Origin of the sequence: Nocardioides sp. zg-1308, assembly GCF_013155375.1 — a bacterium.
Classification (GTDB): Bacteria; Actinomycetota; Actinomycetes; order Propionibacteriales; family Nocardioidaceae; genus Nocardioides; species Nocardioides renjunii.
In genome coordinates this window covers 229,513-255,342 of sequence record NZ_JABJQY010000004.1, presented here as the reverse complement: position 1 = coordinate 255,342, position 25,830 = coordinate 229,513, and the positions used below count along the sequence as shown (strand labels likewise).

The 25,830-nt window shown below is 72.6% G+C and carries 23 protein-coding genes; 14 read left to right on the top strand and 9 right to left on the bottom strand.

Annotation, left to right across the window (positions count from 1 at the left end; translation table 11 throughout):
- Window positions 1-5: 5 nt before the first annotated feature.
- The 7 genes from HN031_RS16155 (at window position 6) to HN031_RS16125 (ending at window position 7,114) form a co-directional block, all read left to right on the top strand.
- Complete coding sequence (locus HN031_RS16155; protein WP_172272330.1) at window positions 6-1,085, top strand: L-erythro-3,5-diaminohexanoate dehydrogenase; 1,080 nt, start codon at window positions 6-8, stop codon at window positions 1,083-1,085.
- Window positions 1,085-2,713, top strand: coding sequence for a lysine 5,6-aminomutase subunit alpha (locus tag HN031_RS16150; RefSeq protein ID WP_172272327.1), 1,629 nt, complete (start codon window positions 1,085-1,087; stop codon window positions 2,711-2,713). The genes HN031_RS16155 and HN031_RS16150 overlap by 1 nt, the downstream gene beginning before the upstream one ends.
- On the top strand, window positions 2,710-3,480 hold the full coding sequence (locus HN031_RS16145) for an OAM dimerization domain-containing protein (RefSeq protein ID WP_172272324.1): 771 nt from the start codon (window positions 2,710-2,712) through the stop codon (window positions 3,478-3,480). Before HN031_RS16150 ends, HN031_RS16145 begins: the two co-directional genes overlap by 4 nt.
- Window positions 3,477-3,878, top strand: a complete 402-nt coding sequence (locus HN031_RS16140) for a hotdog domain-containing protein (RefSeq protein WP_172272321.1) — start codon at window positions 3,477-3,479, stop codon at window positions 3,876-3,878. Before HN031_RS16145 ends, HN031_RS16140 begins: the two co-directional genes overlap by 4 nt.
- A gap of 405 nt (window positions 3,879-4,283) precedes the next feature.
- A complete protein-coding gene (gene lnt / locus HN031_RS16135; RefSeq protein WP_172272317.1) occupies window positions 4,284-5,813 on the top strand; it encodes an apolipoprotein N-acyltransferase in 1,530 nt (509 codons plus the stop codon).
- Between the two features lie 6 nt (window positions 5,814-5,819).
- Window positions 5,820-6,572, top strand: coding sequence for a polyprenol monophosphomannose synthase (locus HN031_RS16130; RefSeq protein WP_322424221.1), 753 nt, complete (start codon window positions 5,820-5,822; stop codon window positions 6,570-6,572).
- Window positions 6,569-7,114, top strand: coding sequence for an FxsA family protein (locus HN031_RS16125; RefSeq protein WP_172272314.1), 546 nt, complete (start codon window positions 6,569-6,571; stop codon window positions 7,112-7,114). Before HN031_RS16130 ends, HN031_RS16125 begins: the two co-directional genes overlap by 4 nt.
- Window positions 7,115-7,134: 20 nt before the next feature.
- Here HN031_RS16125 and HN031_RS16120 read toward each other — a convergent pair whose 3' ends face one another.
- From HN031_RS16120 to HN031_RS16110, 3 genes are all read right to left on the bottom strand, one after another.
- On the bottom strand, window positions 7,135-7,515 hold the full coding sequence (locus HN031_RS16120; protein WP_172272311.1) for an RNA polymerase-binding protein RbpA: 381 nt from the start codon (window positions 7,513-7,515) through the stop codon (window positions 7,135-7,137).
- Window positions 7,516-7,799: 284 nt separating this feature from the next.
- Complete coding sequence (locus tag HN031_RS16115) at window positions 7,800-9,155, bottom strand: MFS transporter (protein WP_172272308.1); 1,356 nt, start codon at window positions 9,153-9,155, stop codon at window positions 7,800-7,802.
- Complete coding sequence (locus tag HN031_RS16110; RefSeq protein WP_172272305.1) at window positions 9,152-9,976, bottom strand: glycerophosphodiester phosphodiesterase; 825 nt, start codon at window positions 9,974-9,976, stop codon at window positions 9,152-9,154. Before HN031_RS16110 ends, HN031_RS16115 begins: the two co-directional genes overlap by 4 nt.
- Window positions 9,977-10,011: 35 nt before the next feature.
- On the opposite strand from HN031_RS16110, the gene HN031_RS16105 reads away from it, so the two are divergent.
- Window positions 10,012-10,272 carry a zf-TFIIB domain-containing protein gene (locus tag HN031_RS16105; RefSeq protein WP_172272302.1) on the top strand — a complete coding sequence of 87 codons (261 nt, stop codon included), beginning with the start codon at window positions 10,012-10,014 and terminating at the stop codon, window positions 10,270-10,272.
- 141 nt (window positions 10,273-10,413) lie between these two features.
- Here HN031_RS16105 and HN031_RS16100 read toward each other — a convergent pair whose 3' ends face one another.
- Entirely contained in the window at window positions 10,414-11,937 is a 1,524-nt protein-coding gene (locus tag HN031_RS16100; RefSeq protein ID WP_172272299.1) for a UDP-N-acetylglucosamine 1-carboxyvinyltransferase, read from the bottom strand.
- 118 nt (window positions 11,938-12,055) lie between these two features.
- On the opposite strand from HN031_RS16100, the gene HN031_RS16095 reads away from it, so the two are divergent.
- The 3 genes from HN031_RS16095 to HN031_RS16085 all read left to right on the top strand — a co-directional run bounded on the left by HN031_RS16095 (window position 12,056) and on the right by HN031_RS16085 (window position 16,286).
- On the top strand, window positions 12,056-13,072 hold the full coding sequence (locus HN031_RS16095) for a zinc-dependent alcohol dehydrogenase family protein (protein ID WP_172272296.1): 1,017 nt from the start codon (window positions 12,056-12,058) through the stop codon (window positions 13,070-13,072).
- Window positions 13,069-14,838, top strand: a complete 1,770-nt coding sequence (locus HN031_RS16090; RefSeq protein ID WP_172272293.1) for an alkaline phosphatase D family protein — start codon at window positions 13,069-13,071, stop codon at window positions 14,836-14,838. The genes HN031_RS16095 and HN031_RS16090 overlap by 4 nt, the downstream gene beginning before the upstream one ends.
- Before the next feature lie 317 nt (window positions 14,839-15,155).
- Window positions 15,156-16,286 (top strand): crosslink repair DNA glycosylase YcaQ family protein, encoded by a 1,131-nt coding sequence (locus HN031_RS16085; protein WP_172272290.1) that lies wholly within the window; start codon window positions 15,156-15,158, stop codon window positions 16,284-16,286.
- 117 nt (window positions 16,287-16,403) lie between these two features.
- Here HN031_RS16085 and HN031_RS16080 read toward each other — a convergent pair whose 3' ends face one another.
- From HN031_RS16080 to HN031_RS16070, 3 genes are read right to left on the bottom strand one after another with little or no spacing between them, the layout of a single operon-like run.
- A complete protein-coding gene (locus HN031_RS16080; RefSeq protein WP_172272287.1) occupies window positions 16,404-17,027 on the bottom strand; it encodes a hypothetical protein in 624 nt (207 codons plus the stop codon).
- Window positions 17,028-17,036: 9 nt separating this feature from the next.
- The gene (locus tag HN031_RS16075) at window positions 17,037-17,831 is read right to left on the bottom strand and encodes a hypothetical protein (protein WP_172272284.1); all 795 of its coding nucleotides are present in this window, start codon (window positions 17,829-17,831) and stop codon (window positions 17,037-17,039) included.
- 13 nt (window positions 17,832-17,844) lie between these two features.
- Window positions 17,845-18,327, bottom strand: a complete 483-nt coding sequence (locus HN031_RS16070; RefSeq protein ID WP_172272281.1) for a pyridoxamine 5'-phosphate oxidase family protein — start codon at window positions 18,325-18,327, stop codon at window positions 17,845-17,847.
- A gap of 148 nt (window positions 18,328-18,475) precedes the next feature.
- On the opposite strand from HN031_RS16070, the gene HN031_RS16065 reads away from it, so the two are divergent.
- On the top strand, window positions 18,476-20,839 hold the full coding sequence (locus HN031_RS16065; protein WP_172272278.1) for an excinuclease ABC subunit UvrA: 2,364 nt from the start codon (window positions 18,476-18,478) through the stop codon (window positions 20,837-20,839).
- Window positions 20,839-21,531 carry an alpha/beta fold hydrolase gene (locus tag HN031_RS16060; protein ID WP_172273694.1) on the top strand — a complete coding sequence of 231 codons (693 nt, stop codon included), beginning with the start codon at window positions 20,839-20,841 and terminating at the stop codon, window positions 21,529-21,531. The genes HN031_RS16065 and HN031_RS16060 overlap by 1 nt, the downstream gene beginning before the upstream one ends.
- Window positions 21,532-21,568: 37 nt before the next feature.
- Here the strand turns inward: HN031_RS16060 and HN031_RS16055 are convergent, their stop codons facing one another.
- A complete protein-coding gene (locus HN031_RS16055; RefSeq protein WP_172272275.1) occupies window positions 21,569-22,360 on the bottom strand; it encodes an Fpg/Nei family DNA glycosylase in 792 nt (263 codons plus the stop codon).
- A gap of 72 nt (window positions 22,361-22,432) precedes the next feature.
- Here HN031_RS16055 and mmuM point away from each other — a divergent pair, with 72 nt between their 5' ends.
- A complete protein-coding gene (mmuM, locus tag HN031_RS16050) occupies window positions 22,433-23,365 on the top strand; it encodes a homocysteine S-methyltransferase (protein ID WP_172272272.1) in 933 nt (310 codons plus the stop codon).
- 45 nt (window positions 23,366-23,410) lie between these two features.
- Here the strand turns inward: mmuM and helR are convergent, their stop codons facing one another.
- Entirely contained in the window at window positions 23,411-25,630 is a 2,220-nt protein-coding gene (gene helR / locus HN031_RS16045) for an RNA polymerase recycling motor ATPase HelR (protein WP_172273691.1), read from the bottom strand.
- Between the last annotated feature and the right edge of the window lie 200 nt (window positions 25,631-25,830).

Sequence of the window (25,830 nt, the reverse complement as noted above, 5' to 3'; positions counted from 1 at the left end):
CCTGCATGAACTCCCCCTCGGACATCCAGACGGACCTCCGCACCGGTGACCCGACCGGCCTGCACCGCGTGCTCGACGACCGCGCCGTGCTGCCGCAGGCGGCCGAGCGCCTCGACACCCGCGCCGAGCTCTGGCCCGACGAGGTCCGGGTCCGCGTCGAGCGGCTCAACCTCGACGCGGCGTCCTTCCGGCAGCTCGAGCGCGCACACACGACGTACGGCGAGACCGACGGCGCCGCCGTCCGTGCCGAGGTGCTCGACATCGTCGCCACGCGCGGCAAGATGCAGAACCCGGTCACCGGCTCCGGCGGCATGCTCGTCGGCACCGTCGAGGAGGTCGGTCCCGAGTCGCCGCTCGGCCTGGCCGTCGGCGACCGCGTCGCGACGCTCGTCAGCCTCACCCTGACCCCGCTGGTGATCGAGGACGGGCTGGCCGGCTGGGACGGACGCAGCGAGCAGGTCCCGTGCGACGGCTACGCGGTGCTGTTCGGTCGCTCGATCGCCGCCGTCATCCCCGACGACCTCGACCCGGCGCTGTCCCTCAGCGTCATGGACGTCTGCGGCGCCCCCGCCCTCACCGCGCGCATCGTCGAGGAGCACGCCGCCCGCGGCCTGGCCCCGACCGTCGCCGTGATCGGCGGCGCCGGCAAGTCCGGGTCCCTCAGCCTCTCCGCCGCCCGGGCCGCCGGCGCGGCACGCACGATCGGTGTCGTCCCGCACCAGGGGGAGCACGACCTGCTCGCCGGCGCCGGCCTGGCCGACGCGGTCGCCGTCGCTGATGCGCGCGACCCCATCGCCCTGCGCGACGCGGTCACCGCCGCGGGCGGTCCGGCGGACGTCACCGTGGTCTGCGTCGACGTGCCCGGCTGCGAGGGCGGGGCGATCCTCGCCACCGCCGAGGGTGGCACCGTCATCTTCTTCTCGATGGCCACCAGCTTCAGCGCCGCGGCGCTGGGCGCCGAGGGCCTCGCGGCAGACGTGCGGATGCTCATCGGCAACGGCTACGTCCCGGGCCACGCGGCCTACGCCATGGAGCTGCTCCGTGCCGACGCCGGCGTGCGCGGCCTGTTCGAGCGGAGGCTGTGATGGCACGCACTGCGAGCAGGCTGGGCATCGATCGCGCCGACGTACGACGCGCGCGCACGCTCGCCCGCCAGGTCGGCAAGCCGATCGTCGACCTCGCGACGCAGCACACGACCGTGTCGGTGGAGCGGGCGACGCTGCGCCTGGCCGGTCTGGGCGGGGCCGACCCCGACGGCACGCCGTGGGTCAACCGGCTCGCCGACGTCGTACGCGCCGACACCGGCCTCGAGCACGGCGTCAGCCTCCCGGTGTGGGACGCCCTGCTCCGTGGCGAGGGCGACGACCTGCTCACGCTGGCGCAGAAGGCGGCGGCCGGGTCGGTCACGTTCCGGCTCCCCGAGGGCCGCGACGCTACCCGCGCCCGGGCCGCCTCGCGACGCGCCGTCGCCGCCGGCATCAAGCAGATCGACCGGCAGCGGGTCGCGCGCGAGAGGATGGTCGCCAAGGTCGGCGACGCCCCGAGCAAGCCGTGGATCTACCTCATCGTCGCCACCGGTGACATCTACGAGGACATCCCGCAGGCGCAGGCAGCCGCCCGCGAGGGCGCCGACGTCATCGCGGTGATCCGGTCGACCGGCCAGTCCCTGCTCGACTTCGTCCCCGAGGGCGCGACGCGCGAGGGCTTCGCCGGCACCTACGCCACCCAGGAAAATTTCCGCCTGATGCGGGCCGCCCTCGACGAGACGTCGCGCGAGCTGGGCCGCTACGTGCGGCTGACCAACTACGCCTCGGGGCTGTGCATGCCCGAGATCGCGACGCTGGCGGGCCTCGAGCGGCTCGACATGATGCTCAACGACTCGATGTACGGCATCCTCTTCCGCGACATCAACCCGGTGCGCACCTTCGTCGACCAGCGCTTCAGCCGCCAGATCCACGCCCGCGCGGGGATCATCATCAACACCGGCGAGGACAACTACCTCACCACCGCCGACGCGGTCGAGGCGGCGCACACGGTGACGACCAGCCAGCTGCTCAACGAGTACTTCGCCAAGGAGGCCGGGCTCGAGGACTGGCAGCTCGGCCTCGGCCACGCGTTCGAGATCGACCCCGAGGTGCCGGACTCCTTCCGCCTCGAGCTGGCGCACGCCATGCTCGCGCGCGAGCTGTTCCCCGACGCGCCGCTCAAGTGGATGCCGCCCACCCGGCACATGACCGGCGACGTCTTCAAGGGCTACCTCCTCGACGGCTTCTTCAACCTCGTCGGCGCGCTGACCGGCCAGGGGATCCTGCTCGTCGGGATGATGACGGAGGCGGTCGTGACGCCGTGGATCTCCGACCGCGACCTGGCCCTGCAGAACGTCCGCTACGTCATGAACGCCGCCGGCAACCTGCACGAGGACTTCCACCCGGCGCCCGACGGCTTCATCGCCCGGCGCGCCCGCGAGGTGCTCGGCGACGCCGTCGGGCTGCTCGAGGAGATCAAGGCCGACCGCAGCGTCCCCGGCGAGCCGCCGCTGCTGTCGGCGATCGCCGACGGCACCTTCGGACTGATGAAGCGGCCCGCCGACAAGGGCAAGGGCCTCGAGGGCGTCGCCCGCAAGGCCGACGGCTACTACAACCCGGCCACCGAGATCCTCGCCCTTCGAGACGGCGCCGAGGGCGCCTCCACTGGAACCGGAGACAAGCGATGAGCCTCATCAGGCCCTACGGCGACACCACCGGCGACGGCATGGTGCAGATGTCGTTCACCCTGCCCATCGCGCACTCCAAGGTGGCCGAGGGTGCCGCCGTGCAGCTCGCCAACAAGATGGGCATGGACCCCGCGCTGGTCGTGCACGCCAAGCCGATGGGGGAGGGCTTCACCTTCTTCGTCGTCTACGGGCGGGTCAACCACCTCGTCGACCCCAGCACCGTGGAGGTCGTCGAGCGCGACTACCCCCTGCTGACCCCCAAGGAGGCCAACGCGGCGATCAAGCGGGCGCTGCGCCGCCGCCTGGTCGTGGTGGGCGGCTGCATCGGCACCGACGCGCACACCGTCGGCATCGACGCGATCCTCAACATCAAGGGGTTCGCGGGGGAGAAGGGCCTGGAGTACTACCGCGAGCTCAAGGTGGTCAACCTCGGCGCCCAGGTCTCCGTGCCCCAGCTCGTGGAGGCGGCGCGCGAGGAGCGGGCCGACGCGGTGCTCGTCTCGCAGGTCGTCACCCAGCGCGACGCCCACCTGCTCAACACCCGTGAGATGTCGGCGGCCTTCCGCGAGGCCTACCCCGCGGCCAGGCGGCCACTGCTCGTCGTCGGCGGGCCGCGCTTCGACGAGACGATGGCCGAGGAGCTCGGCGTCGACCGTGTCTTCACCCGGGGTACGACGCCCGGCGAGGTCGCGTCGTTCATCGTCCACCGGCTCACCACCCCCCGCACCCCCGGCAGCAGCCCCAGCACCCAGGAGAAGGCCTCATGAGCGACGACACGAGGGTCGGCACGGTCGTCACCCACCGCCGCTACGTCCCCTACTCCCACGCCCACTACGCGGGCAACCTGGTGGACGGGGCCTACAGTCTCGGCCTCTTCGGCGACGTCGCGACCGAGATGTGCATCGTGCTGGACGGCGACGAGGGGCTCTTCGCGTCCTACTCCGACGTGCAGTTCACGGCTCCGGTGCGCGCCGGTGACCTCCTGGAGATCACCGCCACGCTCGTGCGCGAGGGCACCCGCAGCCGGGTGATGGACTTCGCGGTGCACGTCGTCGGGCGCGGTGCCGCGACCCCCGACGCGCCGGGCGCGGCGGAGGTCCTCGACCCGCCGCTGGTGGCCACCACGGCGACCGGCACGGTCGTCGTACCCCCCGCCGCGCACTAGGCACCACCGGCACCGGCGTGTCCACGACGACACGCCGGTGCCGGGGCAGATTCGTTGGGGAAGTTCTCAACCAGGGTCGGCTCTGTGACCTGCGGTTTCGCGCATACGCGCAGGTCAGGGCCGTGTTGACACTCCCGGCGAGGAAAGGGATTGTTCCCGGGTCCGCCTGTGCAGCTCGTGGGTGGCACCTTCGGCACCGGGAGGTCAGACGTGGGGTTCGCGAAGCCAGCGATGCCCGTCGTCCGGCGTCCTGCCGGGAGTGCCCCGCGGGGGCCGGATGCGGGAGGAACCACGGGGCCGTAGACAACTTCGCGCGATCGTCAGCCAGGCGGTCGTGCGTCGGTCCGAAGTCCCTGCGTTCCTCCCGCACCCTGCAGGCGTGCACCCGTCGGCTACGGTTCCAGCGTGCCGCTGCGCTGCCTCCTCGCCCTCGCCGGCGGACTCGTGCTGGCGGCGGCCTTCGAGCCGGTCGGCTGGGCGTGGCTGATGCCCGTCGGCATCGCGGCACTCGTCTTCTCCGTCCGCGGCCTGGGGCCCGGACGGGCGTGGATCCCGAGCCTGCTGTTCGGCATCACGTTCACCTACGCGGTGATGGAGTGGATGCGCGCGGTCGGCACCGACGCCTGGATCGCCATGTGCGCGATGGAGGCTGCCTTCTTCGTCCCGCTGGGCATCGGCCTCTCGTGGAGCATGCGCCTGCGGGCCTGGCCGGTCTGGGCGGCGCTGTGGTGGGTGGGCATCGAGACGTGGCGCAGCGGCTTCCCCTTCTCCGGGATGCCGTTCGGCCGACTCGCCTACGCCACGGCCGGCACGCCGTGGGCCGACGCCCTGCCGTGGCTGGGGATGACCGGGGTCAGCCTCCTCGTCGCGCTGACCGGCACGACCCTGGCGTGGGTGCTGCTGCAGCTGCGTGCGCCGTCGCGGGCCGCGTACGTCGCCGTGGCCGGGCTCGTCGCCGTGACGTTGGCCCCGGCCCTCGTGCCCTACCCCGTCGAGGAGACCGGCACCACCACGGTGGCCGCCGTGCAGGGTGACGTGCCCGGCACGGGGCTCAACGTGCCGGCGGTCCACCGCGAGGTCACCGCCGACCACGTCCGGCTCACCCGCGAGCTCGCGGACGCGGTGGCGGCGGGGGAGCAGGAGGCACCCGACTTCGTGGTGTGGCCGGAGAACTCGACCGCCGTCGACCCCTTCCTCGACCCCGGGATCAACGCGGGCATCGTCGCGGCGTCCGACGCGATCGACGTGCCGATCATCGTGGGCGGGACCAACAGCGACCCGCTCGACGACGGCCAGGTCCTCAACCAGGGGATCGTCTACCACCCCGGCCTCGGCGGCGGCGACCGCTACACCAAGCGGCACCCGGTGCCCTACGGGGAGTACATCCCCTTCCGCGGCAGCAGCTGGATGCCCTCCACCTACGGTCGGCTGACCGAGGTGCCCCGCGACATGGTGCGCGGCACCAGCCTCGAGCCGCTGCGGGTCGCCGACGTACTGGTGGCCGACGCGATCTGCTTCGACGTGGCCTACGACGAGGGGATCGCCGGGCAGGTCGCCAGCGGCGCCGAGCTCGTGACGGTGCAGACCAGCAACGCGATGTTCAGCCGCACCGACCAGCTCGCGCAGCAGTTCGAGATCAGCCGGCTGCGCGCCCAGGAGACCGGCCGATGGGTGGTGGTGGCGGCGATCAACGGCATCTCCGGCGTCGTACGCCCCGACGGCACCGTCGTCGCGTCCGTGCCGGCGCGCGGCCAGGAGGTCCTCGTCGAGACCGTCGGGCTCAGCTCGACGCTCACCCCGGCCGTGCGCATGGGTGTCTGGCCCGCTCGGCTCGCCCTCGTGTTCCTCGTCTGCCACACGCTGGCGGTGCTCGTCACCTATCGTCGTCGCCGACGTGGCGACCGCCCCGTCCCCGAAGCCGTAGGAGCGAGGTAGCTGCACGTGGGAGTCGAAGGTCTCGGGCGGTGCGTGATGGTCGTCCCCACCTACAACGAGTCCGAGAACCTCGAGTGGATCGTGGGCCGGCTCCGCACGGCGCAGCCGGGGGTCGACGTGATGGTCGTCGACGACAACAGCCCCGACGGCACCGGGGCGATCGCCGACCGCCTGGCCGCCGAGGACGAGGCGGTCTCGGTGGTGCACCGCACGGAGAAGGCGGGCCTGGGTGCGGCCTACCTCCACGGCTTCGACGTCGCGCTGAGGGCCGGCTACGACGTCATCGGGGAGATGGACGCCGACGGCTCCCACCAGCCCGAGCAGCTCCAGCGCCTCCTCGACGCCCTGCGCACCGCCGACCTCGTCATCGGCTCGCGCTACGTCCCCGGCGGCTCGGTGGTCAACTGGCCGCTGCAGCGCCTGCTGCTCTCGCGCGGGGGCAACCTCTACGTCCGGCTGCTGCTCGGGATGCGGGTCAAGGACGCCACCGCCGGCTACCGGCTGTTCCGCCGGAGCACGCTCGAGGCGATCGACCTTGGATCGGTGCGGTCTACTGGGTACGTGTTCCAGACCGATCTCGCCTACCGCACGGTGAGCCGCGGCCTGCGCCTCGTCGAGGTGCCGATCGACTTCGTCGAGCGCGAGCGGGGCGACTCCAAGATGAGCGGCCAGGTCGCGAGCGAGTCGCTGCGCAAGATCACCAGCTGGGGGCTGTCCGAGCGACGTGCCCGGCTCACGCGCCACAAGGTGCAGGCATGACCCAGTCGAGGGCGCCCCGCGGCGCCTCGCGACCGCCGCAGCGCCGTCGGCGGGCGTGGCTGCGCCCGCTGCTGGCCGTCGCCTTCGTGGTGGTGCCGCTGGCCGAGATCTGGGCGATCCTCCAGGTCGGCCAGCTGGTCGGGCCGTGGTGGACCATCGCGCTCCTGGTGCTCGACAGCCTCGTCGGCGCCTGGCTCATCAAGCGAGAGGGCGGACGCGCGTGGCGCGCCCTGCGCGAGGCCCTCCAGGGTGGCCGGATGCCCGCCCGCGAGCTCGCCGACGGGGCGCTGATCCTCATCGGCGGCACCCTCATGCTCAGCCCCGGGTTCCTGCTCGACCTGCTCGGGATCCTGCTCATCCTGCCCTTCACCCGACCGGTCGCGCGTCGCCTGCTGACCTCGGTCGTGGAGCGCCGCCTGGTCGTGGCGCCCTTCGCGCCGGGGGTGGGGCCAGGGTTCGGGGCCGGGTTCGGCCCTGGAAACGCACGACGCCCCGGACCCGGGCCCGAGGGCCCGGTCGTCCAGGGCGACGTGGTCGACTGAGTCGAGTCGCGCTCAGAGCGTCAGGAGACGCGCTTCTTCTTGTTCGCGCGGTGCAGGTGCGCGGGACCGATCTCGCCGCCGCGCAGCAGCTCCAGGCGCTCCTTGAGGATGTCCTCGAGCTCCTTCTCCGAACGCCGCTCCAGCAGCATGTCCCAGTGCGTACGAGCCGGCTTCTCGACCTTCTCCTCGGGGAGGATGCCCGCCGTGCTCAGTGCCTCCGCGCCGCAGCGCGGGCACTCCCACACGGCCGGGACGTCGGCCTCGACCGACATCGTGACCTCGAAGTCGTGTCCCTGCTTGCACCGGTATCCGACCTGCTGCCGAGCAGCGAACTCGATGCCGCGCTCGTCCTCGAAACTCTGGCCTCCGAGCCTCGCGCCACGCAGTGTGCGCTCCGCCACCGTGCCCACCTCCAGTTTGGGTTGCTGACCCCGTCGAGTGTGTCCGGGGTTGTAGGTGTAACGAGCCAGACGCCGTGTCGTGACGCCACTTGTGGTGGCGCGGCTCGTTCCCTTGATCCTTCAACGGTAGCGGGGGACCCCACATTCCGCGGATCTCGCGTGGTCCCGACCACGCTCAGGCGGGGCGGCGTCCACCCGCAGGGGTGATGAGCACCACACGCAGGGGTGAGCAGGCGGGTACGACCGGCCCTCGCGACCCGTCCGGAGGGCCGTCGTGACACCTCTCAGATGACGGCAGGGACGTCGTTGCCGGCGTCGCGGATGCCGCGGGCGGTGTCCACGCGCATCAGCAAGAGACCGCCGACGACGAAGAAGATGATCAGCGCGAAGATCGCCGGTCGGTAGGAGTCGGTGAAGGTGTAGACGAGGCCGAACACGAGCGTCCCGAACCACGACGTGCCCCGCTCCATCGCGTGGTAGAAGCTGAAGTACTCGGCCTCCTTGCCGCGGGGGATCAGCAGCGAGAAGTAGGACCGGGCGAGTGCCTGCGTGCCGCCGAGGACGATGCCGATGGCGACGCCGAGGGCGAGCAGCGGCAGGAGGGACTCCTCGGGGATGAACAGCGCCGCCGTCACGATGAGCATCCACACGACCAGGCCGCCGAGGATGGTCGACTTCGCGCCGCGCACGGCGGCGATCCGGCCGAAGAGCAGCGCGCCGCCGACCGCCACGAACTGCACGAGCAGGTAGACGCCGAGCATCGTGCCCTGCGGGAACCCGAGCTCCTCCACGCCGTAGACGGAGGCCTGGCTGATGACGGTCTGGATGCCGTCGTTGAAGAACAGGTAGGCCAGCAGGAACGTGAGCGCGACGGGGTAGTTGCGCATGTCCTTGAGGGTCTGCAGCAGCTGGCCGAAGCTGCGCTGCAGCACGCCGCCCTCGACCTGCTCGACGTGCACCGGCGGGTGGTTCTGGAGCCCGCGCCAGGGGATGAACGTGAAGGCCGCCCACCACACGGCGGCGGAGAGCAGCGAGATGCGCACCGCCATGCCCTCGGTGAGCCCGAAGGTGTCGTGGAAGCTGACCAGCACGAAGTTGAGCGCCAGCAGCAGGCCTCCGCCGGCGTAGCCGTAGGCCCAGCCCCGCGTCGAGACCCGGTCGCGCTCGGACTCGTCGGAGATCAGCGGGAGGATGGCGTCGTTGAACACCGCCGACGCGCCGAAGCACAGGTTGGCCAGGACGAACGTGATGGCGCCGAGCTGCCAGTTGTCGCCGGTCATGAAGAACAGCAGCGCCGCGAAGAACGACCCGGTCCAGGCGAAGCCGGCGAGCATGTCCTTCTTGCGCGCCGTCCGGTCCGCGACGGCGCCGAGCAGCGGCAGCACGAGCGCCGAGATCAGCGTGGAGAAGGTGATGACGTAGGCCGGGAGGGCGCCGGGCGCCACGGCGATGCCCAGCACCGAGACCCGGTCGTCGACCGCGGCCTCCTCGGCGATGGCGATGAGGTAGGGCCCGAAGAGGACGCCGGCGATCGTGGTGGCGAAGGCGCTGTTGGCCCAGTCGTAGAAGTACCAGGCCTTCTGCTCCTGGGCCCGCACCAGCGGCCTCAGGTCGGCGATGCCACCGTCGACGTCACTCATGCCTCATCCTTCACCGGAGGGTTCCACTGCCCGCGGGCGCGGAGCACGTCCCTGAGTATGTCCGTGCGATCGGTCATGAGGCCGTCGACACCACGGTCGAGGAGGACGTTCATCTCGGCCGGGTCGTCGATGGTCCACACGTGCACCTCCACGCCGGCGGCGTGCGCGCGTCGTACGAGCCCTCGGGTGACCACGACGAGCCGGCCGCGCCGGTGCGGCACCTGCAGGGCGACCGGTCGGCCGCGGGTCAGGAGGCGCGCGAGCCGGCCGCTGGGGGAGAGCACGAAGGCGACCACCTCCAGCGGGTGTGCCGAGGTGGCGACGCGTCCGCGCGTGCGCCGCCGGAACGCCGCCATCCGCCGCCCGGAGAACGACCCGATCAGCACGCGGTCCCATGCCCGGCGCTCCTCGATGAAACGCGCGAGCGCCTCGACGGCTCCCTCGGACTTGAGGTCGATGTTGAAGCGAGCCCCCGGGAACGCCTCGAACAGCTCCGCGAGCGTCGGCACCCGCTCCCGCCCGCCGATGAGCGCCTGCTGGACCTCGGCCCAGCTGCTCTCGGAGATGGTGCCCGTGCGGTCGGTGACGCGGTCCAGGACCGTGTCGTGGAAGGCGAGCAGGACGCCGTCGCTGGTGACGTGCACGTCGGTCTCGAGGTAGGTGTAGCCGAGCGCCACCGCGTGGGTGAAGGCCGCCAGCGTGTTCTCCAGCCCCTCGATCTCGGGGTGGTAGGCCCCACCGCGGTGTGCGAAGGCGAGCGGGTGCGGCGAGTCGAGGTAGGCCGACGAGGCCGGAGTCGGCGAGGGGAGTGGCGCGGTCACGGCTTGAGTATGCGGGTGAGGAGTACGGTCAGGGGATGGAGAGCATGACCTGTCCGCGCTGCGGCGTCGAGATGCAGGAGCGAGACCTCGGCCAGGCCGCGGTCCGCCAGTGCCCGGAGGGCCACGGCGTCTTCCTCGACCGCGCCGACCTGGGCCTCCTGGTCGAGGCCGAGACCGACTGGCACCGCAACGCCGGCCAGCACACCGCGCCCATGCCCCGCATCACCGCCGACATGACCGCCCCGCCCGCCGCCGGCAAGGTCTCCCGCGCGTGGGTGGAGACGCTGTTCAACTAGCGCTGTGCCTTGTGGCTCGCTCCGCTCGCGGTGTCCGCGGCGCTGGAAGCCCGCTCGTTCGTCGTCGCGGGCGCGCCGCGGACGCTCCCTCGGGTCAGCCGTGCTCGAGCAGTGCCCCCGAGAGGTCCCCGCGTCCCAACTTCAGATGTCCCTGAAGGTCTCGATGTTGGCACCGAGCTCGTTGAGGCGCTCGGCGAGGTCCTCGTAGCCGCGGTGGATGACGTACGTCGAGCGCAGCACGCTGCGGCCCTTGGAGGCCAGCATCGCGAGCAGGATCACCACGGCCGGGCGCAGCGCCGGCGGGCAGACGATCTCCGCGCCGGAGAAGTGCGTCGGTCCCTCGACGAGCACCCGGTGGGGGTCGAGGAGCTTGACCTGGGCGCCGAGCTTGTTGAGCTCGGTGAGGTAGATGGCGCGGTTCTCGTAGACCCAGTCGTGCAGCAGCGTCTGCCCCTCGGCGACCGCGGCGATGACGGCGAAGAACGGCAGGTTGTCGATGTTGAGGCCGGGGAACGGCATCGGGTGGATCTTGTCGAGCGGCGCCCGCAGCTCGGAGGCGTGGGTGGTGATGTCGACCAGGCGGGTCTCGCCGTTGAGCGCGACGTACTCCTCGGAGCGGTCGTAGCGGAAGCCCATCTCCTCGAGCGTCGCGAGCTCGATCTCGAGGAACTCGATCGGCACCCGGTGGATGGTGATCGAGGACTTCGTGACGATCGCCGCCGCGAGCAGCGACATGGCCTCGATCGGGTCCTCGGAGGGGGCGTAGTCGACGTCGACGTCGATGGACGCCTTGCCGGTCACCCGCAGCGTCGTGGTGCCCACGCCCTCGACCTCGACGCCGAGCTTGCGGAGGTAGAAGCACAGGTCCTGGACCATGTAGTTGGACGAGGCGTTGCGGATGACGGTCGTGCCCGGGTGGAGCGCGGCGGCCATGAGCGCGTTCTCGGTCACGGTGTCGCCGCGCTCGGTCAGCACGATCGGGCGCTCGGGCTCGAGGGCGCGGTTGACGCTCGCGTGGTAGGCGCCGTCGGTGGCCTTGACCTCGAGGCCGAAGGGGCGCAGGGCGGCCATGTGGGGCTCGACCGTGCGGGTGCCGAGGTTGCAGCCACCGGCGTAGGGCAGCTCGAACTCGTCGACGCGGTGGAGCAGGGGACCGAGGAACATGATGACCGAGCGGGTGCGCCGCGCTGCGCCCTCGTCGATCTGGGACAGGTCGAGCTCGGCGGGCGGGATGATCTCGAGGTCGTTGTCCTCGCCCACCCACCGGGTGACCACGCCGAGGGAGTTGAGCACCTCGAGCAGCCGGTTGACCTCCTCGATGCGGGCGACCTTGCGCAGCGTCGTACGTCCCTTGTTGAGCAGGGACGCGCACAGCAGTGCGACGCCGGCGTTCTTGGACGTCTTCACCGTGATGGAGCCGGAGAGCGTGGTCGGGCCGTCGACGCGCAGGTGCGTCGGGCCGGCGCCGAGGGCCACGATCTCGGAGTCGAGGGCGGAGCCGATGCGGGCGAGCATCTCGAGCGAGAGGTTCTGGTGGCCCTTCTCGATGCGGTTGATGGCACTCTGGCTGGTGCCGAGCAGGTCGGCCAGCTGGTGCTGGGTGAGTCCCCGGTGCTTGCGGGCGTCGCGGATCAGGTTGCCGATGCGACCCTTGTAGTCAGCCATGTGCACCACGGTATCTCAGATATGAGATAACGCCAGTCGGCACGCGCCGGGGCAGTTCGCGTCGGGACGCCCGCAGGAGGGGGACGGGTGTGGGCTGCCTCGTGGCAGTATCGCGACCATGCGCGCAACCACCATCCACGCCCCCGGCGACATCCGTTTCGGGGAGGTCCCGGACCCCACGATCGAGGAGCCCACCGACGCCATCATCAAGGTGGTCGCCGGCTGCATCTGCGGCTCGGACCTGTGGCCCTACCGCGGTGAGAACGACGTCGACCCGGGGACGACCATCGGCCACGAGTGCGTGGGCGTCGTGGAGGAGGTCGGCTCGGAGGTGAGCCGGACCAAGGTCGGCGACTTCGTCATCGTGCCGTTCTGCCACTGCGACAACACCTGCCCGCACTGTGTGGCGGGCATGCAGTCCGCGTGCGTGAACCTCGGGATCACCCAGAGCGGCCAGGGGGAGTACGCCCGCGTCACCCAGGCCGACGGCAGCCTCGTCGCCACGGACGGCATGCCCGACGCGAACATGATCCCGTCGCTGCTCGCGCTCACCGACGTGATGGCCACCGGCTGGCACGCCGCCGTCGCCGCCGGCGTGAAGCCCGGCGATACCGCCGTCGTGGTCGGCGACGGAGCCGTCGGTCTCAGCGGCGTGCTGGCGGCCGCCCAGCTCGGGGCGGAGCGGGTGGTGGCGATGTCGCGCCACGAGCCCCGGCAGGAGATCGCCCGCGCCTTCGGCGCCACGGACATCGTCGCCGAGCGCGGCAAGGAGGGCGGCGCCCGCATCATGGAGCTGACCGACGGGGTCGGCGCGGACGCGGTGCTCGAGTGCGTCGGCACCGACCAGGCGATGAAGACGGCGTTCGCCGTCGCCCGTCCGGGCTCGACCGTCGGCTTCGTCGGCGTGCCGCACGGCGTCGAGCTGCCGATCCGCCGGATGTTCCAGAAGAACGTCGGCCTGGCCGGCGGGATGGCCCCGGTGCGCCGCTACCTGCCCGACCTGCTGGAGCGCGTCCTCTCCGGGGCCATCGACCCCGGCCGCGTCTTCGACCTGACGCTGCCCATGGCGGAGTCCGCCGAGGGCTACCGCGCCATGGACGAGCGCCGCGCGATCAAGGTCCTCCTCCAGCCGTGAGCGGGTCCGACAGCCCGCTGGTGCTCGGGCCGCTCCTGCGCCACGTCGACGAGACGTCGGCAGCCGTGTGGGTCGAGACCCGCGACGCGGGCACCGTCACGGTGCGGCGGGGTGAGACGTCCGCCAGCGCCCGGACCTTCGCGGTCCACGGGCACCACTACGCGCTCGTCGAGCTGGGCGACCTGCAGCCCGGGTCGACCGAGGCCTACGCCGTCGAGGTCGACGGCGAGCGGGTCTGGCCCGAGGCGGGCTCTCCCTTCCCGGCTCCCGTGATCGCCACGCTGGAGCCCGGGCGCCCGCTCCACCTGGCCTTCGGGTCGTGCCGCACCTCGGTGTCGCACGACGAGAAGGGCAACGGCACCCACGGCGTCGACGCGCTCCGGGCGTGGGCGCTGCGCGTGGCGGACCACGCCCCGCCGGTCGACCCCGACGACCCGGACCTGGCGCCCGACCGGCTGCCCGACCTCCTGCTCTTCCTCGGCGACCAGGTCGACGCCGATGAGACCACCGAGGCGATGCAGGAGTTCATCGAGTCGCGTCGCGACATCAGCGAGCCGCCGTGGACCGAGCTCCAGGACTTCGAGGAGTACGCCCACCTCTACAAGCTGGCCTGGTCCGACGACGCCAACCGCTGGCTGCTGTCCACCGTCCCGAGCGCGATGATCTTCGACGACCACGACATCCGCGACGACTGGAACACCTCGATGGCCTGGCGTCAGGAGATGGAGGCGACGTCGTGGTGGCACGGCCGCATCGTGGCCGGCCTGGCGTCCTACTGGGTCTACCAGCACCTCGGCAACCTCTCGCCGGCCGACCGGGCCGAGGACGAGATCTACGCCAAGGTGCTCGCGCACGCCGGCGACGACGAGCTCGACCTCAGTGACGTCCTGGACGCCTTCGCCGAGCGGGTCGACCAGCTGCCGTCGACGTACCGCTGGAGCCACACGCGCGACTTCGACACCCAGGCCCGCCTCGTCGTGGTCGACTCGCGGGCGGCCCGCCAGCTCGACCCGGACAGTCGCGCGATGCTCGACCCGGACGAGGCGGCATGGCTCGACCAGCAGCTCCGTGGCGACGTCGACCACCTGTTCATCGGCACGTCACTGCCGTTCCTGCTGGCGCGCGGGCTGCACCACCTCGAGGCGTTCGGCGAGGCGCTGGCCGGCGGCGCCTGGGGTGACCGGGGCAGCAAGGTGGGCGAGAAGCTGCGCACGACCGTCGACCTGGAGCACTGGGGGGCCTTCCAGCGCAGCTTCCAGGAGCTGGCGCAGCAGACGATGGAGGTGGCGGCGGGGGAGCGCGGCACGGCCCCGTCCACGGTCACGTTCCTCTCCGGCGACGTGCACCACAGCTATGTCAGCGAGGCCCGCCCGGCCAGGGGCGGCCGGCGCCTCGAGTCCACGGTCCTGCAGGCGGTGTGCTCGCCGATCCGCAACCCGCTGTCGCGCCACACGCGGTTCGCGACGGCCGTGCTGTCGTACGGGGTGGCCGGGCCGGTCGGCCGGCTGGCGTCGCGCTCGACGAAGGTCCCGGACGCGCCGCTGCGCTGGCACTACGCCGAGGGGCCCTGGTTCGACAACAACCTCGCGCTGCTGCGGGTGGCCGGGCGCGGCCTGCGGATGTGGTGGGTGACCGGCGAGGTCGTCGACGACCACGCGCGGCCGCGACTGGCGAAGGTGGCTGCCTACGAGCTCGACGAGCAGGGGCACCCGCCGCCGCGCGAGGGCGTGGTGCGGAAGGCCCGGCGCCGGCTCAGACGGCGCTGAGGACGCGGTCGCGCCCGTGGGCGCAGTCGCAGGTGTCCGAGCACGGGAGGTAGGTGTGCGGCCCGTGGCCGCAGCCCCCGCACGGACGGTCGTGCGACAGGTGGACCGTGCTGGTCTCGACGGTGTCCCACATGGTGTTGCCCCCACAGCTTGGTGATCCGAGATGGTCTTTCCCCTATGACGTCCACGGTGCCAGCCCATGACGCGGTCCGCGCGCGAACACGCCCGGAATTGCCCGATGTGGGGCACGAATGACCCGTTCGGGCCATGCCCTCATGGTCCGTCGTCGCGAGCGCGACCCCGCCTAGGATCGGCGCATGGGTGCCGCACGGGTGGTCGAGCTGTCGGCGCAGCAGGCCCGGCGGATCGCCGTACGCGCGCAGCTGCTGACCGCGGAGCGGCCCACCGACGCCCTCGACGTCCTCCGGCACCTCGGCTTCCTGCAGGTCGACCTGACGAGCGTCGTCGCCCGGCACGCCGACCTCGCCCTGTGGACCCGGCTGGGCAGCGCCTACGAGCCGGAGGACCTCGAGGAGCTGGTCGGCAACGGCGCCGTCGTCGAGCACCAGGCGATGCTGCGCCCCAGCGAGGACATCGCCCTGTTCCGCGCCGACATGGACGCCTGGCCCGGTGACCCGCCGCTCCGGGAGTGGCAGGAGGACGTCCGCGACTGGGTCGCAGCCAACGACGGCTGCCGTCGCGAGATCCTCGCGCTGCTCCGGTCCGAGGGGCCGACGGCCGCGCGCGACCTGCCCGACACCTGCGAGGTGCCCTGGCGCTCGACGGGGTGGACCAACAACAAGAACGTGATGAAGCTGCTCGAGTGCCTGGAGGCGCGCGGCGAGGTGGCGGTCGCGTCCCGGGAGGGTCGCGAGCGTCGGTGGGACCTCGCCGAGCGGATCCACCCGGGTGATCCGGCGGTGCCGGCCGAGGAGGCCCACCGCACCCTCGCGCAACGGCGCCTGCGCGCCCTTGGCATCGCCCGCCCTCGTGCGCTCGAGGCGTGGCACGAGCCGTACGACGTCCGCGACGTGGGCGAGCCCGCGCGCGTGGAGGGCGGGCGCGGGCAGTGGCGGGTCGACCCGGCCCTCCTCGAGGAGGCCGACGGGACCGACGGGTCGGCCTGGCAGGGACGCACGGCGATCCTCTCGCCGCTCGACCGGCTCGTCTTCGACCGCAAGCGCATGGAGGAGCTGTTCGGCTTCGACTACCAGCTGGAGATGTACAAGCCCGCGGAGACGCGGCGGTGGGGCTACTGGGCGATGCCGGTGCTCGACGGCGACGAGCTGGTGGGCAAGGTCGACGCCACCGCGGACCGGGAGTCGGGCGTGCTGGTCGTCGACGCGGTGCACGAGGACGGCGACTGGTCGCCCGACCGGCGGGCTCGGGTCGACGCGGAGCTGGACGCCCTGGCCGAGTGGCTGGGGCTCGGGGTGGAGCGCGCCTGACACCGTGTGTCGGGACAGTCCGTGTTCGGCTCCACCTGTACGGGAGCGCCCCGGGGTACTCGCGGACACGTGGGGGCGAACATCGACTGACCATCCCTTCCGGGGCCAGCGGCCGCCTCAGGCCGTGCGCACCACGGCGAGGACCGTCTCGTCGGGCGCGTCGCCGACGCGGCCCACGAGCCGGGCGCCGTCGCCCAGCGGGGCGTCCACGACGCGCGCCAGCTCGATCTCCGTCGAGCCGGCACGCACGGTCGTCACGACGCCACTGTGGATGACGGAGTCGACGGCGTCGATCGGGGGGCCGGAGGCCTCGCTCCCGCTGCCGCGGACGTGCATCCGGGCCGGGATGTCGATGCGCGTGCCGCCGTCCTCGAAGAACATCGGTGACGGCTCGGCCCCGGTGAGGACGGCCGTCACGAGGGTGGCGGCCCACACCGGGTCGCCGCAGCCGTCGTAGACCCAGCGCTCGCCGAGCACGGAGTGGTGGGCGGTGGTGACCAGGTGCTCCTCGGCCGCGGGCAGGGGTGCGGCGCGGTAGGTGAGCGGCACCTGCAGGAGAGCCCCGTCCGTGGTGCGCCACAGGATGGTCTCGACGCCCACCTCGCCGGCGGGGTCGTCGAAGCGGTACTCCGCGACCTTCTCCGCGACGACCAGATCCTCCGCCCAGGTCTGCGTGGGGAGCCACGTCGCGACGAGCTCCTGCTTGGACGGCGAGAGCGTGGCGCGGTGGACGATGCCCATGCCCGGAGCCTAGAGGTCGAGGTCGAGCGCCTCGGCGAGCTGCTCGGGCTCGGCCACGGCGAGGGTGGCCCCCGGGTGCCGGATGGTGGCGGTCGGGTCGATGGCCGGCACCGGCTCGTGGAAGCGCAGGCACAGCGCGCGGTCGCCGTTGGTGGTGAAGGAGACGCCGCGGTCGCTCAGGGACAGGTGCGGCGGGCCTGCGGTCTTCGCGAAGCCGAAGCCGCCGGTGACCTCGGCCCCGGCGATGTTGCTGCGCGGGGTGAGCAGCCGCCAGGGCCCGTAGCGGACGTAGAGCCACGACGGCCCGACCTCGACGGTCGTCGTCCGGGGGGTGATCCCGAACGGGCGGGCGGCGCGGGCGTACGACGGCGCGAAGGCGAAGTCGAAGGAGGTGACCGGCTCGACGGTGGTCTCGCCGCCGGGCTCGCCCACGAGCCCGCGCAGCGCGGCGCCCGCGGGGACCCGGTAGGGCTGGAGGAGCGCGGCGGCGCGGCCGGGCACGCGGAGGAACGCGCGGCTCCCGCCGGCCGGAGCCGCCACGACGTGGTGGTCCATCCCGACCGACGCCGGACCGCGTCGCACGGTCCACGACCACGCGCGCAGCTCGGGGTCGACGCGCGTGATCTCGAAGCCGACGGCGACCCCGGCGGGGCCGTGCACGCGGCCCGACGTGCCGACCGCGAGGACCGGGTCGCTCGACTCGACGTGGGTGATCAGCTGAGCCCAGTCCGGCCAGGTGCCGGGAGTGGTGAAGCGTCGCCAGGCCTCGCCGGCACTGGCGGGTCCCTGCGCCTCGACGAGCACCGGGGGCCCTCCGTCAGAGCTCGACGGTGTCGTTGTCGCCCAGGTCGGGCTTGCTGCGACCGATCAGCCCCTTGGCGAGCTCGATCGCGGAGACGACCTTGCCGGGGGACTCCCAGTACTCCGCGGTGGCGCCGTCGACCTGCAGGAGCACGTTGGTCGGGTCCTCGGGGCCGCCGGTCATGAAGGCGCCGGCCGAGGCGTCCCAGAGCTCCTCGAGCTTGGCCCGGTCGTCGTTGACCCGCGCGGTGCCGGTCAGCGAGACCCAGCCGGCGTCGCTGGCGTAGGACACGTTGACCCGCGGGTCGGCCTGGATGGCACGCACCTTGTCGGTGTCGCGCTCGGTGAGGAACCACGTCGTGCCCGGGTGCTCGAAGTCCTGGTTGCCCATCGGGGTCGAGACCAGCGACCCGTCACCGGCGATGTAGGTGAGCACGGCGATGCGGGTCTCCTTCATGATCTCGGCAACGGTCGCGAGCTGGTCGTCATGGGTGGTCATGTCCTCGACACTGGCACGCCGGTCAAGGCGGGCACCCCATCCGGAGGGGCGGGCGGTCACACACCTCCCCAGCGGCGCGTCGTACTGGCAGGATTGCCACAGCCACGGGGCGGCGGACACGCCGGGAGCGACGAGGGAGACGCGGACGATGACGAGCACACACCCAGCCGACGACCATGCGCTGATCAGGGTCGAGGGCGCGAGGGAGAACAACCTCAAGAACGTGTCGGTGGACCTGCCGAAGCGCCGGCTCAGCGTCTTCACGGGCGTCTCCGGCTCCGGCAAGAGCTCGCTGGTCTTCGCGACCATCGCGGCGGAGTCGCAGCGGATGATCAACGAGACCTACAGCGCCTTCGTGCAGGGGTTCATGCCCTCGCTGTCGCGTCCCGACGTCGACCACCTCGAGGGCCTGACCACGGCGATCATCGTCGACCAGGAGCGGATGGGCGCCAACCCGCGGTCCACCGTCGGCACCGCGACCGACGCCAACGCGATGCTGCGGATCCTCTTCAGCCGGCTCGGGGACCCCTACGTCGGGCCGCCGACGGCGTACTCCTTCAACGTCCCGACCCGCAAGGCGAGCGGGATGATGACGACGGAGAAGGGCGGTCGCACCGAGCGGCGGATCGCCAAGCAGGAGGTCTACCTCGGCGGCATGTGCCCGCGCTGCGAGGGCATGGGCAAGGTCAACGACATCGACCTGACCGCGCTCTACGACGAGGAGAAGTCGCTCTCGGACGGCGCCCTCACGGTCCCCGGCTACTCGATGGACGGGTGGTACGGCCGGCTCTTCGAGGGCATGGGCCTGCCGATGGACAAGCCGATCAAGTCGTTCACCAAGAAGCAGCTCGAGACGATGCTGTGGTCGGAGCCGACCAAGCTCAAGGTGGAGGGCGTCAACCTCACCTTCACCGGCATGATCCCGCAGATCCAGAAGTCGATCCTGTCCAAGGACCCCGAGGCGATGCAGCCGCACATCCGGCGGTTCGTCGACCGGGCGGTGACCTTCCAGACCTGTCCCGAGTGCGAGGGCACGCGGCTCACGCCCGAAGCGCGGAGGTCGAAGATCAACGGCAGGTCGATCGCCGACCTGTGCGCCATGCAGATCAGCGACCTCGGCGACTGGGTCCGCGACCTCGACGAGCCGTCGGTCGCGCCGCTGCTCAAGGGCCTGCAGCACCTGCTCGACTCGTTCTCCGAGATCGGCCTGGGCTACCTCTCGCTCGACCGCCCGGCCGGCACCCTGTCCGGTGGCGAGGCGCAGCGCACCAAGATGATCCGCCACCTCGGCTCGTCCCTCACCGACGTCACCTACGTCTTCGACGAGCCCACGATCGGGCTGCACCCGCACGACATCGAGCGGATGAACAACCTGCTGCTCCAGCTGCGCGACAAGGGCAACACCGTGCTGGTGGTCGAGCACAAGCCGGAGACCATCGCGATCGCCGACCACATCGTCGACATCGGCCCCGCCGCGGGCGCTGCGGGCGGCAGCATCTGCTTCGAGGGCGACCTCGAGGGGCTCCGGAGGAGCGGCACGATCACCGGCAAGCACCTCGACGACCGGGCGACGCTGAAGGACACCGTGCGCGAGGCCACCGGGACCATGGAGGTGCGCGGCGCGAGCACGCACAACCTCAAGGACGTCGACGTGGACGTGCCGCTCGGCCTGCTGACCGTCGTCACCGGCGTCGCCGGGTCGGGCAAGAGCTCGCTCATCCACGGCTCGCTCGCCGGGCGCGACGAGGTGATCGTCATCGACCAGGGCGCCATCAAGGGGTCGCGGCGCAGCAACCCGGCGACCTACACCGGGCTGCTCGAGCCGATCCGCAAGGCCTTCGCCAAGGCCAACGGGGTCAAGCCGGCGCTGTTCAGCGCCAACTCCGAGGGCGCGTGCTCGACCTGCAACGGCGCCGGGGTCATCTTCACCGAGCTCGGCCCGATGGCCACCGTCGAGTCGCCGTGCGAGGAGTGCGAGGGGCGCCGGTTCAAGGCCGAGGTCCTGGAGTACACCCTCGGCGGCAAGGACATCGCCGAGGTGCACGAGATGTCGGTCCTCGCCGCGCGCGAGCTCTTCAGCGACGGGGAGGCCAGGATCCCGGCCGCGATGAAGATCCTCGAGCGGCTCGTCGACGTCGGTCTGGGCTACCTCTCGCTGGGCCAGCCCCTGACCACGCTGTCGGGCGGCGAGCGCCAGCGCCTCAAGCTGGCCACGCAGATGGGGGAGAAGGGCGACGTCTACATCCTCGACGAGCCCACCACCGGCCTGCACCTCGCCGACGTGGAGAACCTCCTCGGCCTGCTCGACCGCCTCGTCGACTCCGGCAAGTCGGTCATCGTCATCGAGCACCACCAGGCCGTCATGGCCCACGCCGACTGGATCATCGACATCGGCCCCGGCGCCGGCCACGAGGGCGGCACGATCGTCTACGAGGGCCCGCCGGCCGACATGGTCGCGGCGAAGGAGCCGACGCTCACGGGCAAGCACCTGGCTGCGTACGTCGGCGCGTGATGCTGCTCCTCCACGGGCTCGGCGCCACCGGCGGGGTCTGGCGCGGCGTCCTCCGCCCGCCGCGGGCGCTGGCGCCCGACCTGCCCGGTCACGGCGGCGCTGCCTGGGACCCGCCCTACACCTTCGAGCGGCACGCCGAGGCGGTGCGACCCCTCCTCGAGTCCTTCGACCACCCGGTGCCGGTGCTCGGACACTCGATGGGCGGCGTGGTCGCGCTCGCCCTGGCCGCGCTGGCGCCCGAGCGGGTGACCGCCGTGGTGGCGCTCGGCGTGAAGGTGTCGTGGCCGCCCGAGGACGCGGCGCGGGCGGTGGCGACGGGCGAGCGTCCGGTGACGGCCTACGACACGCGCGAGCAGGCGGTCGACCGGTTCCTGCGCGTCTCCGGCCTCGCCGGGCTGGTGCCCGCCGACGACCCGATGGTGGACACCGCCGTCGTGGACCGCAGCGCCGCGGGAGAGGGGAGTGGCTGGCGGCTCGCGCAGGACCCGCGCACGTTCGCCGTCGGCGTGCCCGACATGGCCGGCCTGCTCGCCGCCGTCGCGTGCCCGGTCGTGCTCGCCCGCGGCCAGCACGACCCGATGGTCACCGCGCAGGACCTCGAAGGGCTGGTGACCGACCCGGTGAGCCTGCCGGGGCTGGGGCACAACGCCCACGTCGAGGACCCGTCGGCGGTGCTCGCCCTGGTCCCGTGAGCACGACTGACGGCCCGGGCGACTGCGCAGCAGGGCCTCAGACCTGGCAGACCGGGCACCAGTAGAGCCGGCGGGCCGCGATCTCGCCGTCCTGGACCGGCGTGCCGCAGATGCGGCAGGGCAGGTCGGTGCGGCGGTAGACGTAGTGCGCGTCCTCGCGGCGCGGCCGGCCCGAGGGGCGTTCGCGGTCCTCGGGGAGCGTCGTGACGATGCGACCCGCGCGGACCCCGGCGCGCAGCAGCACCACCAGGTCGTCCCACAGCGCGTGGAGGACGGCGGCGTCGTGGTCGCGGCCGGGCCGGAACGGGTCGAGGCGGTGGCGGAACAGGACCTCGGCCCGGTAGACGTTGCCGACACCGGCGACGACCGACTGGTCCATCAGCAGGGTCGCGATCGGGGCGCGGCTGCGCAGCACCCGGGCCACGAACGCCTCGACGTCCGGGCGTCGCCGCAGCGGGTCGGGACCGAGGCGGGCCAGGATGCGCCCGCGCTCGTCGTCGGTGAGCACCTCGCACGCCGTCGGGCCACGCAGCTCGAGCCAGTGACCGCCGCCGACCAGCCGCAGCCGCAGGGCGCCCCGGGGCGCCGGTGCGGGCAGCGTGCCGTCCCGGAACGTGCCGTAGAGGCCGAGGTGGACGTGGAGCCACAGGTCGTCGTAGCGGTGGAAGAGGTGCTTGCCCCAGGCGTCGGTGGCGCTCAGCGCGCGGCCGTCGAGCAGGCGCGCGCCGTCCTCGAACCTGCCCTGGGGGCTGTCGGCCGAGACGTGCCGGCCCCCGATGAGGCGGGCGTGTCGTCGGGCGAGTCGGTGGATGGTGTGTCCTTCTGGCACGGACCGATCGTTGCCGACGCCGACAAGCGAGCAGCCACCGGCGCCCGCCCCGGGACCTGCGAGCATGGCTGCATGAGCTCGACGGACCCCGCTCCCGGCGACACCTCCGACCTGCGGTCGACGGTGGCGACACGTCCCGTCGTCCTCGACGGCGGGCTGGCGACCCTGCTCGAGCGGCACGGCCACGACCTGTCGAGCCACCTCTGGTCGGCGCGGCTGCTGCGCGACGACCCGGCCGCCATCGAGGACGCCCACCGCGAGTTCTTCGCCGCGGGCGCCGAGGTGGCCACGACCGCTTCCTACCAGGTGTCGTTCGAGGGCTTCGGCACCGAGGGCGTGGACCGTGGCGAGGTCGAGCGGCTGCTGCGCCGCAGCGTGGCGCTGGCGGCTGCGGCGCGCGACGAGGCCGCACCGGGCGGCTGGGTGGCCGCCTCGGTCGGGCCGTACGGCGCCGTGCTGGCCGACGGCTCGGAGTACCGCGGCGACTACGGCCTGGACGTGGCCGCGCTGCGCGCGTTCCACCGGCCCCGGCTCGACGTCCTGGCCTCGACCGTCGGTGCGGGCGCCGACGTGCTGGCGGTCGAGACTGTCCCGTGCCTCGCCGAGGTCGAGGCCGTGCTGGCCGAGCTCGACGGCAGCGGCGTGCCGGCGTGGCTGTCGCTGTCCGCGAGCGAGGGTCGCACGCGGGCGGGGGAGCCGCTCGAGGAGGCGTTCGCGATGGCGGCCGACGTCGCCGAGGTCCTCGCGGTGGGTGTCAACTGCACGACCCCGGCCGACGCGGGAGCCGCCGTGGAGGCCGCCGGTGCGCACAAGCCGGCCGTCGTCTACCCCAACTCGGGCCAGTCCTGGGACGCCGAGGCCCGGGCCTGGACCGGTCGCTCGGCGTTCCATCCCGAGGACGTCTCGGCGTGGGTCGCCGCCGGCGCCCGGCTCGTGGGCGGCTGCTGCCGGGTCGGCCCGGAGGACATCGCGTCGCTGCGGGAGGCGCTCGCCGGCTCCGCCTGAGCCGCCCCTCGGTGTCGCGGGAGTCGGTCCGAGGTCGGCCCGACGTCAGTCCGAGGCCAGCACGACGAGCTGCTGCGTCGCGCGGGTCATCGCGACGTACCGGTCGACCGCGCCGGTGATCCCGTCGCCGAGCCGCTCCGGGTCGATGAGCACGACCAGGTCGAACTCCAGGCCCTTGGCGGTCTCCGGCGTCAGCGACCGGACCCGACCGCCGAACGCCCGCTCGAGCGTGGCGTCCCAGCTGTTGTCGCGGGATGCGTCGATGACCACGGCGGTGCCGTCGTGCGCGGCCAGCCAGCCGGCGAGGATCGCGTCGAGACCGGCGGCGGGGGAGTGGAGCACCGGCACCCCGCTCTCGCGGATCGACGTGGGGACGTTGGCCTCCGGCAGCGCGGCGCGGATGACCGGCTCGGCCTCGGCCATCACCTCCGCGGGCGTGCGGTAGTTGATGGTCAGCGGAGCGACCGTGGCGTGCGGCAGGCCGATCCGCGCGAGCCGTTCGCCCCAGGACTCGGTGAAGCCGCGGCGCGCCTGCGCGCGGTCGCCGACGATCGTGAAGCTGCGCGACGGGTTGCGCCGCAGGAGCACCTGCCACTCGGCGTCGGTCAGCTCCTGCGCCTCGTCGACCACCACGTGCGCGAACGGCCCGGCCAGCAGGTCGGCGTCGGCGGTGGGCAGCGCGCCGTCGTCCACGAGGGCCGTGCGCAGGTCGTGGTGGACGAGCATCGACACCAGCCCGTCGCCGTACTCGTCCGCACCGCTCTCGCGCGCCGTCGTGCGCAGGTCGTCGACGACCTCGTCCATCCGGGCGCGCTCGCGCGCCTCGGCAGCGTGCGTACGACGCCTGCGGCGCGACGCCTCGGGGTCGCCGAGCCGCAGCCGCGCGGCGTCGAGCAGCGGCAGGTCGGCGTACGTCCACGCCTCGCCCTCGGCCCGACGCAGCGCGGTGACCTCCTCGGGCGCCAGCCAGGGCGCGCAGTGGCGGAGGTAGGCGGGGACGGACCACAGGTCGCCGACCACGTCGGTGTGCTCGAGCAGCGGCCACGCCCGGTCGACGGCGTCGCGCAGCGCGCCGTGCCGGTCGAGCACGCGCCGGAGGGCGTCGGGGGAGACGTCGTCGAGGGCGTCGCCCAGCTTGTCCACGAGAATGGTGAGGACGGCGTCCCAGACGTCGTCGCGAGCCAGGTTGTGCGGTGTGCCCGGATCGGGGGAGGCGAAGGCCTCGGCCCACTCCGCGACGGTGAGCCGGACGTCGGCCCACGGTGTCTCGACCAGCATCGGCTCGGTGGGCGGCTCCTCGTGCAGCGCGACGGCCGGCTCGATGGCGGCGACCATCCTGACGTCGGCCTTGAGCGACGCCACGTGCGGGTCGGCCTCGGGGACGGCGTCCGCGGACTCGGGGACGAGGTCGCGGACGGTGCAGGTCTGCACGCCTTCCTCGCCGAGGCTCGGCAGGACGTCGCTGACGTAGGCGAGGTAGGGCTGGTGGGGCCCGACGAAGAGGACGCCACCGCGGCGGTGCCCGAGCCGGGGGTCGGCGTGGAGCAGGTAGGCCGTGCGGTGCAGCGCGACGACCGTCTTGCCGGTGCCCGGCCCGCCGTCGACCACCAAGGCGCCCCGCGAGCCGGCGCGCACGATGGCGTCCTGGTCGGCCTGGATGGTGGCGAGCACGTCGCGCATCCGTGGCGTCCGGCTGGCGCCCAGCGTGGCGATGAAGGCGGACTGGTCGTCGAGGGCGGCGGTGTGGGCGAGTCCCTCCTCGGTGAAGGCCTCGTCCCAGTAGTCGACGATCCTGCCGGCCGTCCACCGGTAGCGACGGCGGCTGACAACGCCGTGGGGCTGCGCGTGGGTGGCCGCGAAGAACGGCTCGGCGGCGGGCGAGCGCCAGTCGACCAGGAGCCGCCGGCCGCCGGGATCGGCGAGGCCGAAGCGTCCGATGTACGTCGGCTCGTCGCGGTCGGCGTGCACGATGCGGCCCAGGCAGAGGTCGAGGTCGTAGCGCCGCAGGGCGCGCAGCCGGGCGGTCAGGCGGTGCACCTCCTGGTCGCGCTCCAGCGCGGCGGTGCCGTGGCCGGCGGGCCTGCGCCGGGTCTCGGCGAGGCTCGTCTCGAGCTCGGTGACGGCGTGGGACAGGCTGTCGGCGATCGCCGCGAAGTGGGCGCGGTCCCGGTCGATGAGCGCCGGGTCCGCCTTGGCGGCGAGGGAGTCGGGGAGGGCGAACGGAGCGGTGTGCTGGTGGGGATCCGGCGAGGTCTCGGGCTGCATCACGCCGTGCAGTGTGGGGGAGCGACGGGGTCTTGCGGCAAGCCCCCGGATGGCCTATACGTTGAGAGTGGAGGCGGTCGCCTCCGCGTCGTCGTGTTACCGCCGCGTTACTTTTGTGGCACGCGCGAGTACGTGTCGGGCGATTCCGCCCACGCCTCCGGTCCTCCGCCACTACGTTCCAGGAGCGGGGCATCGGGCCC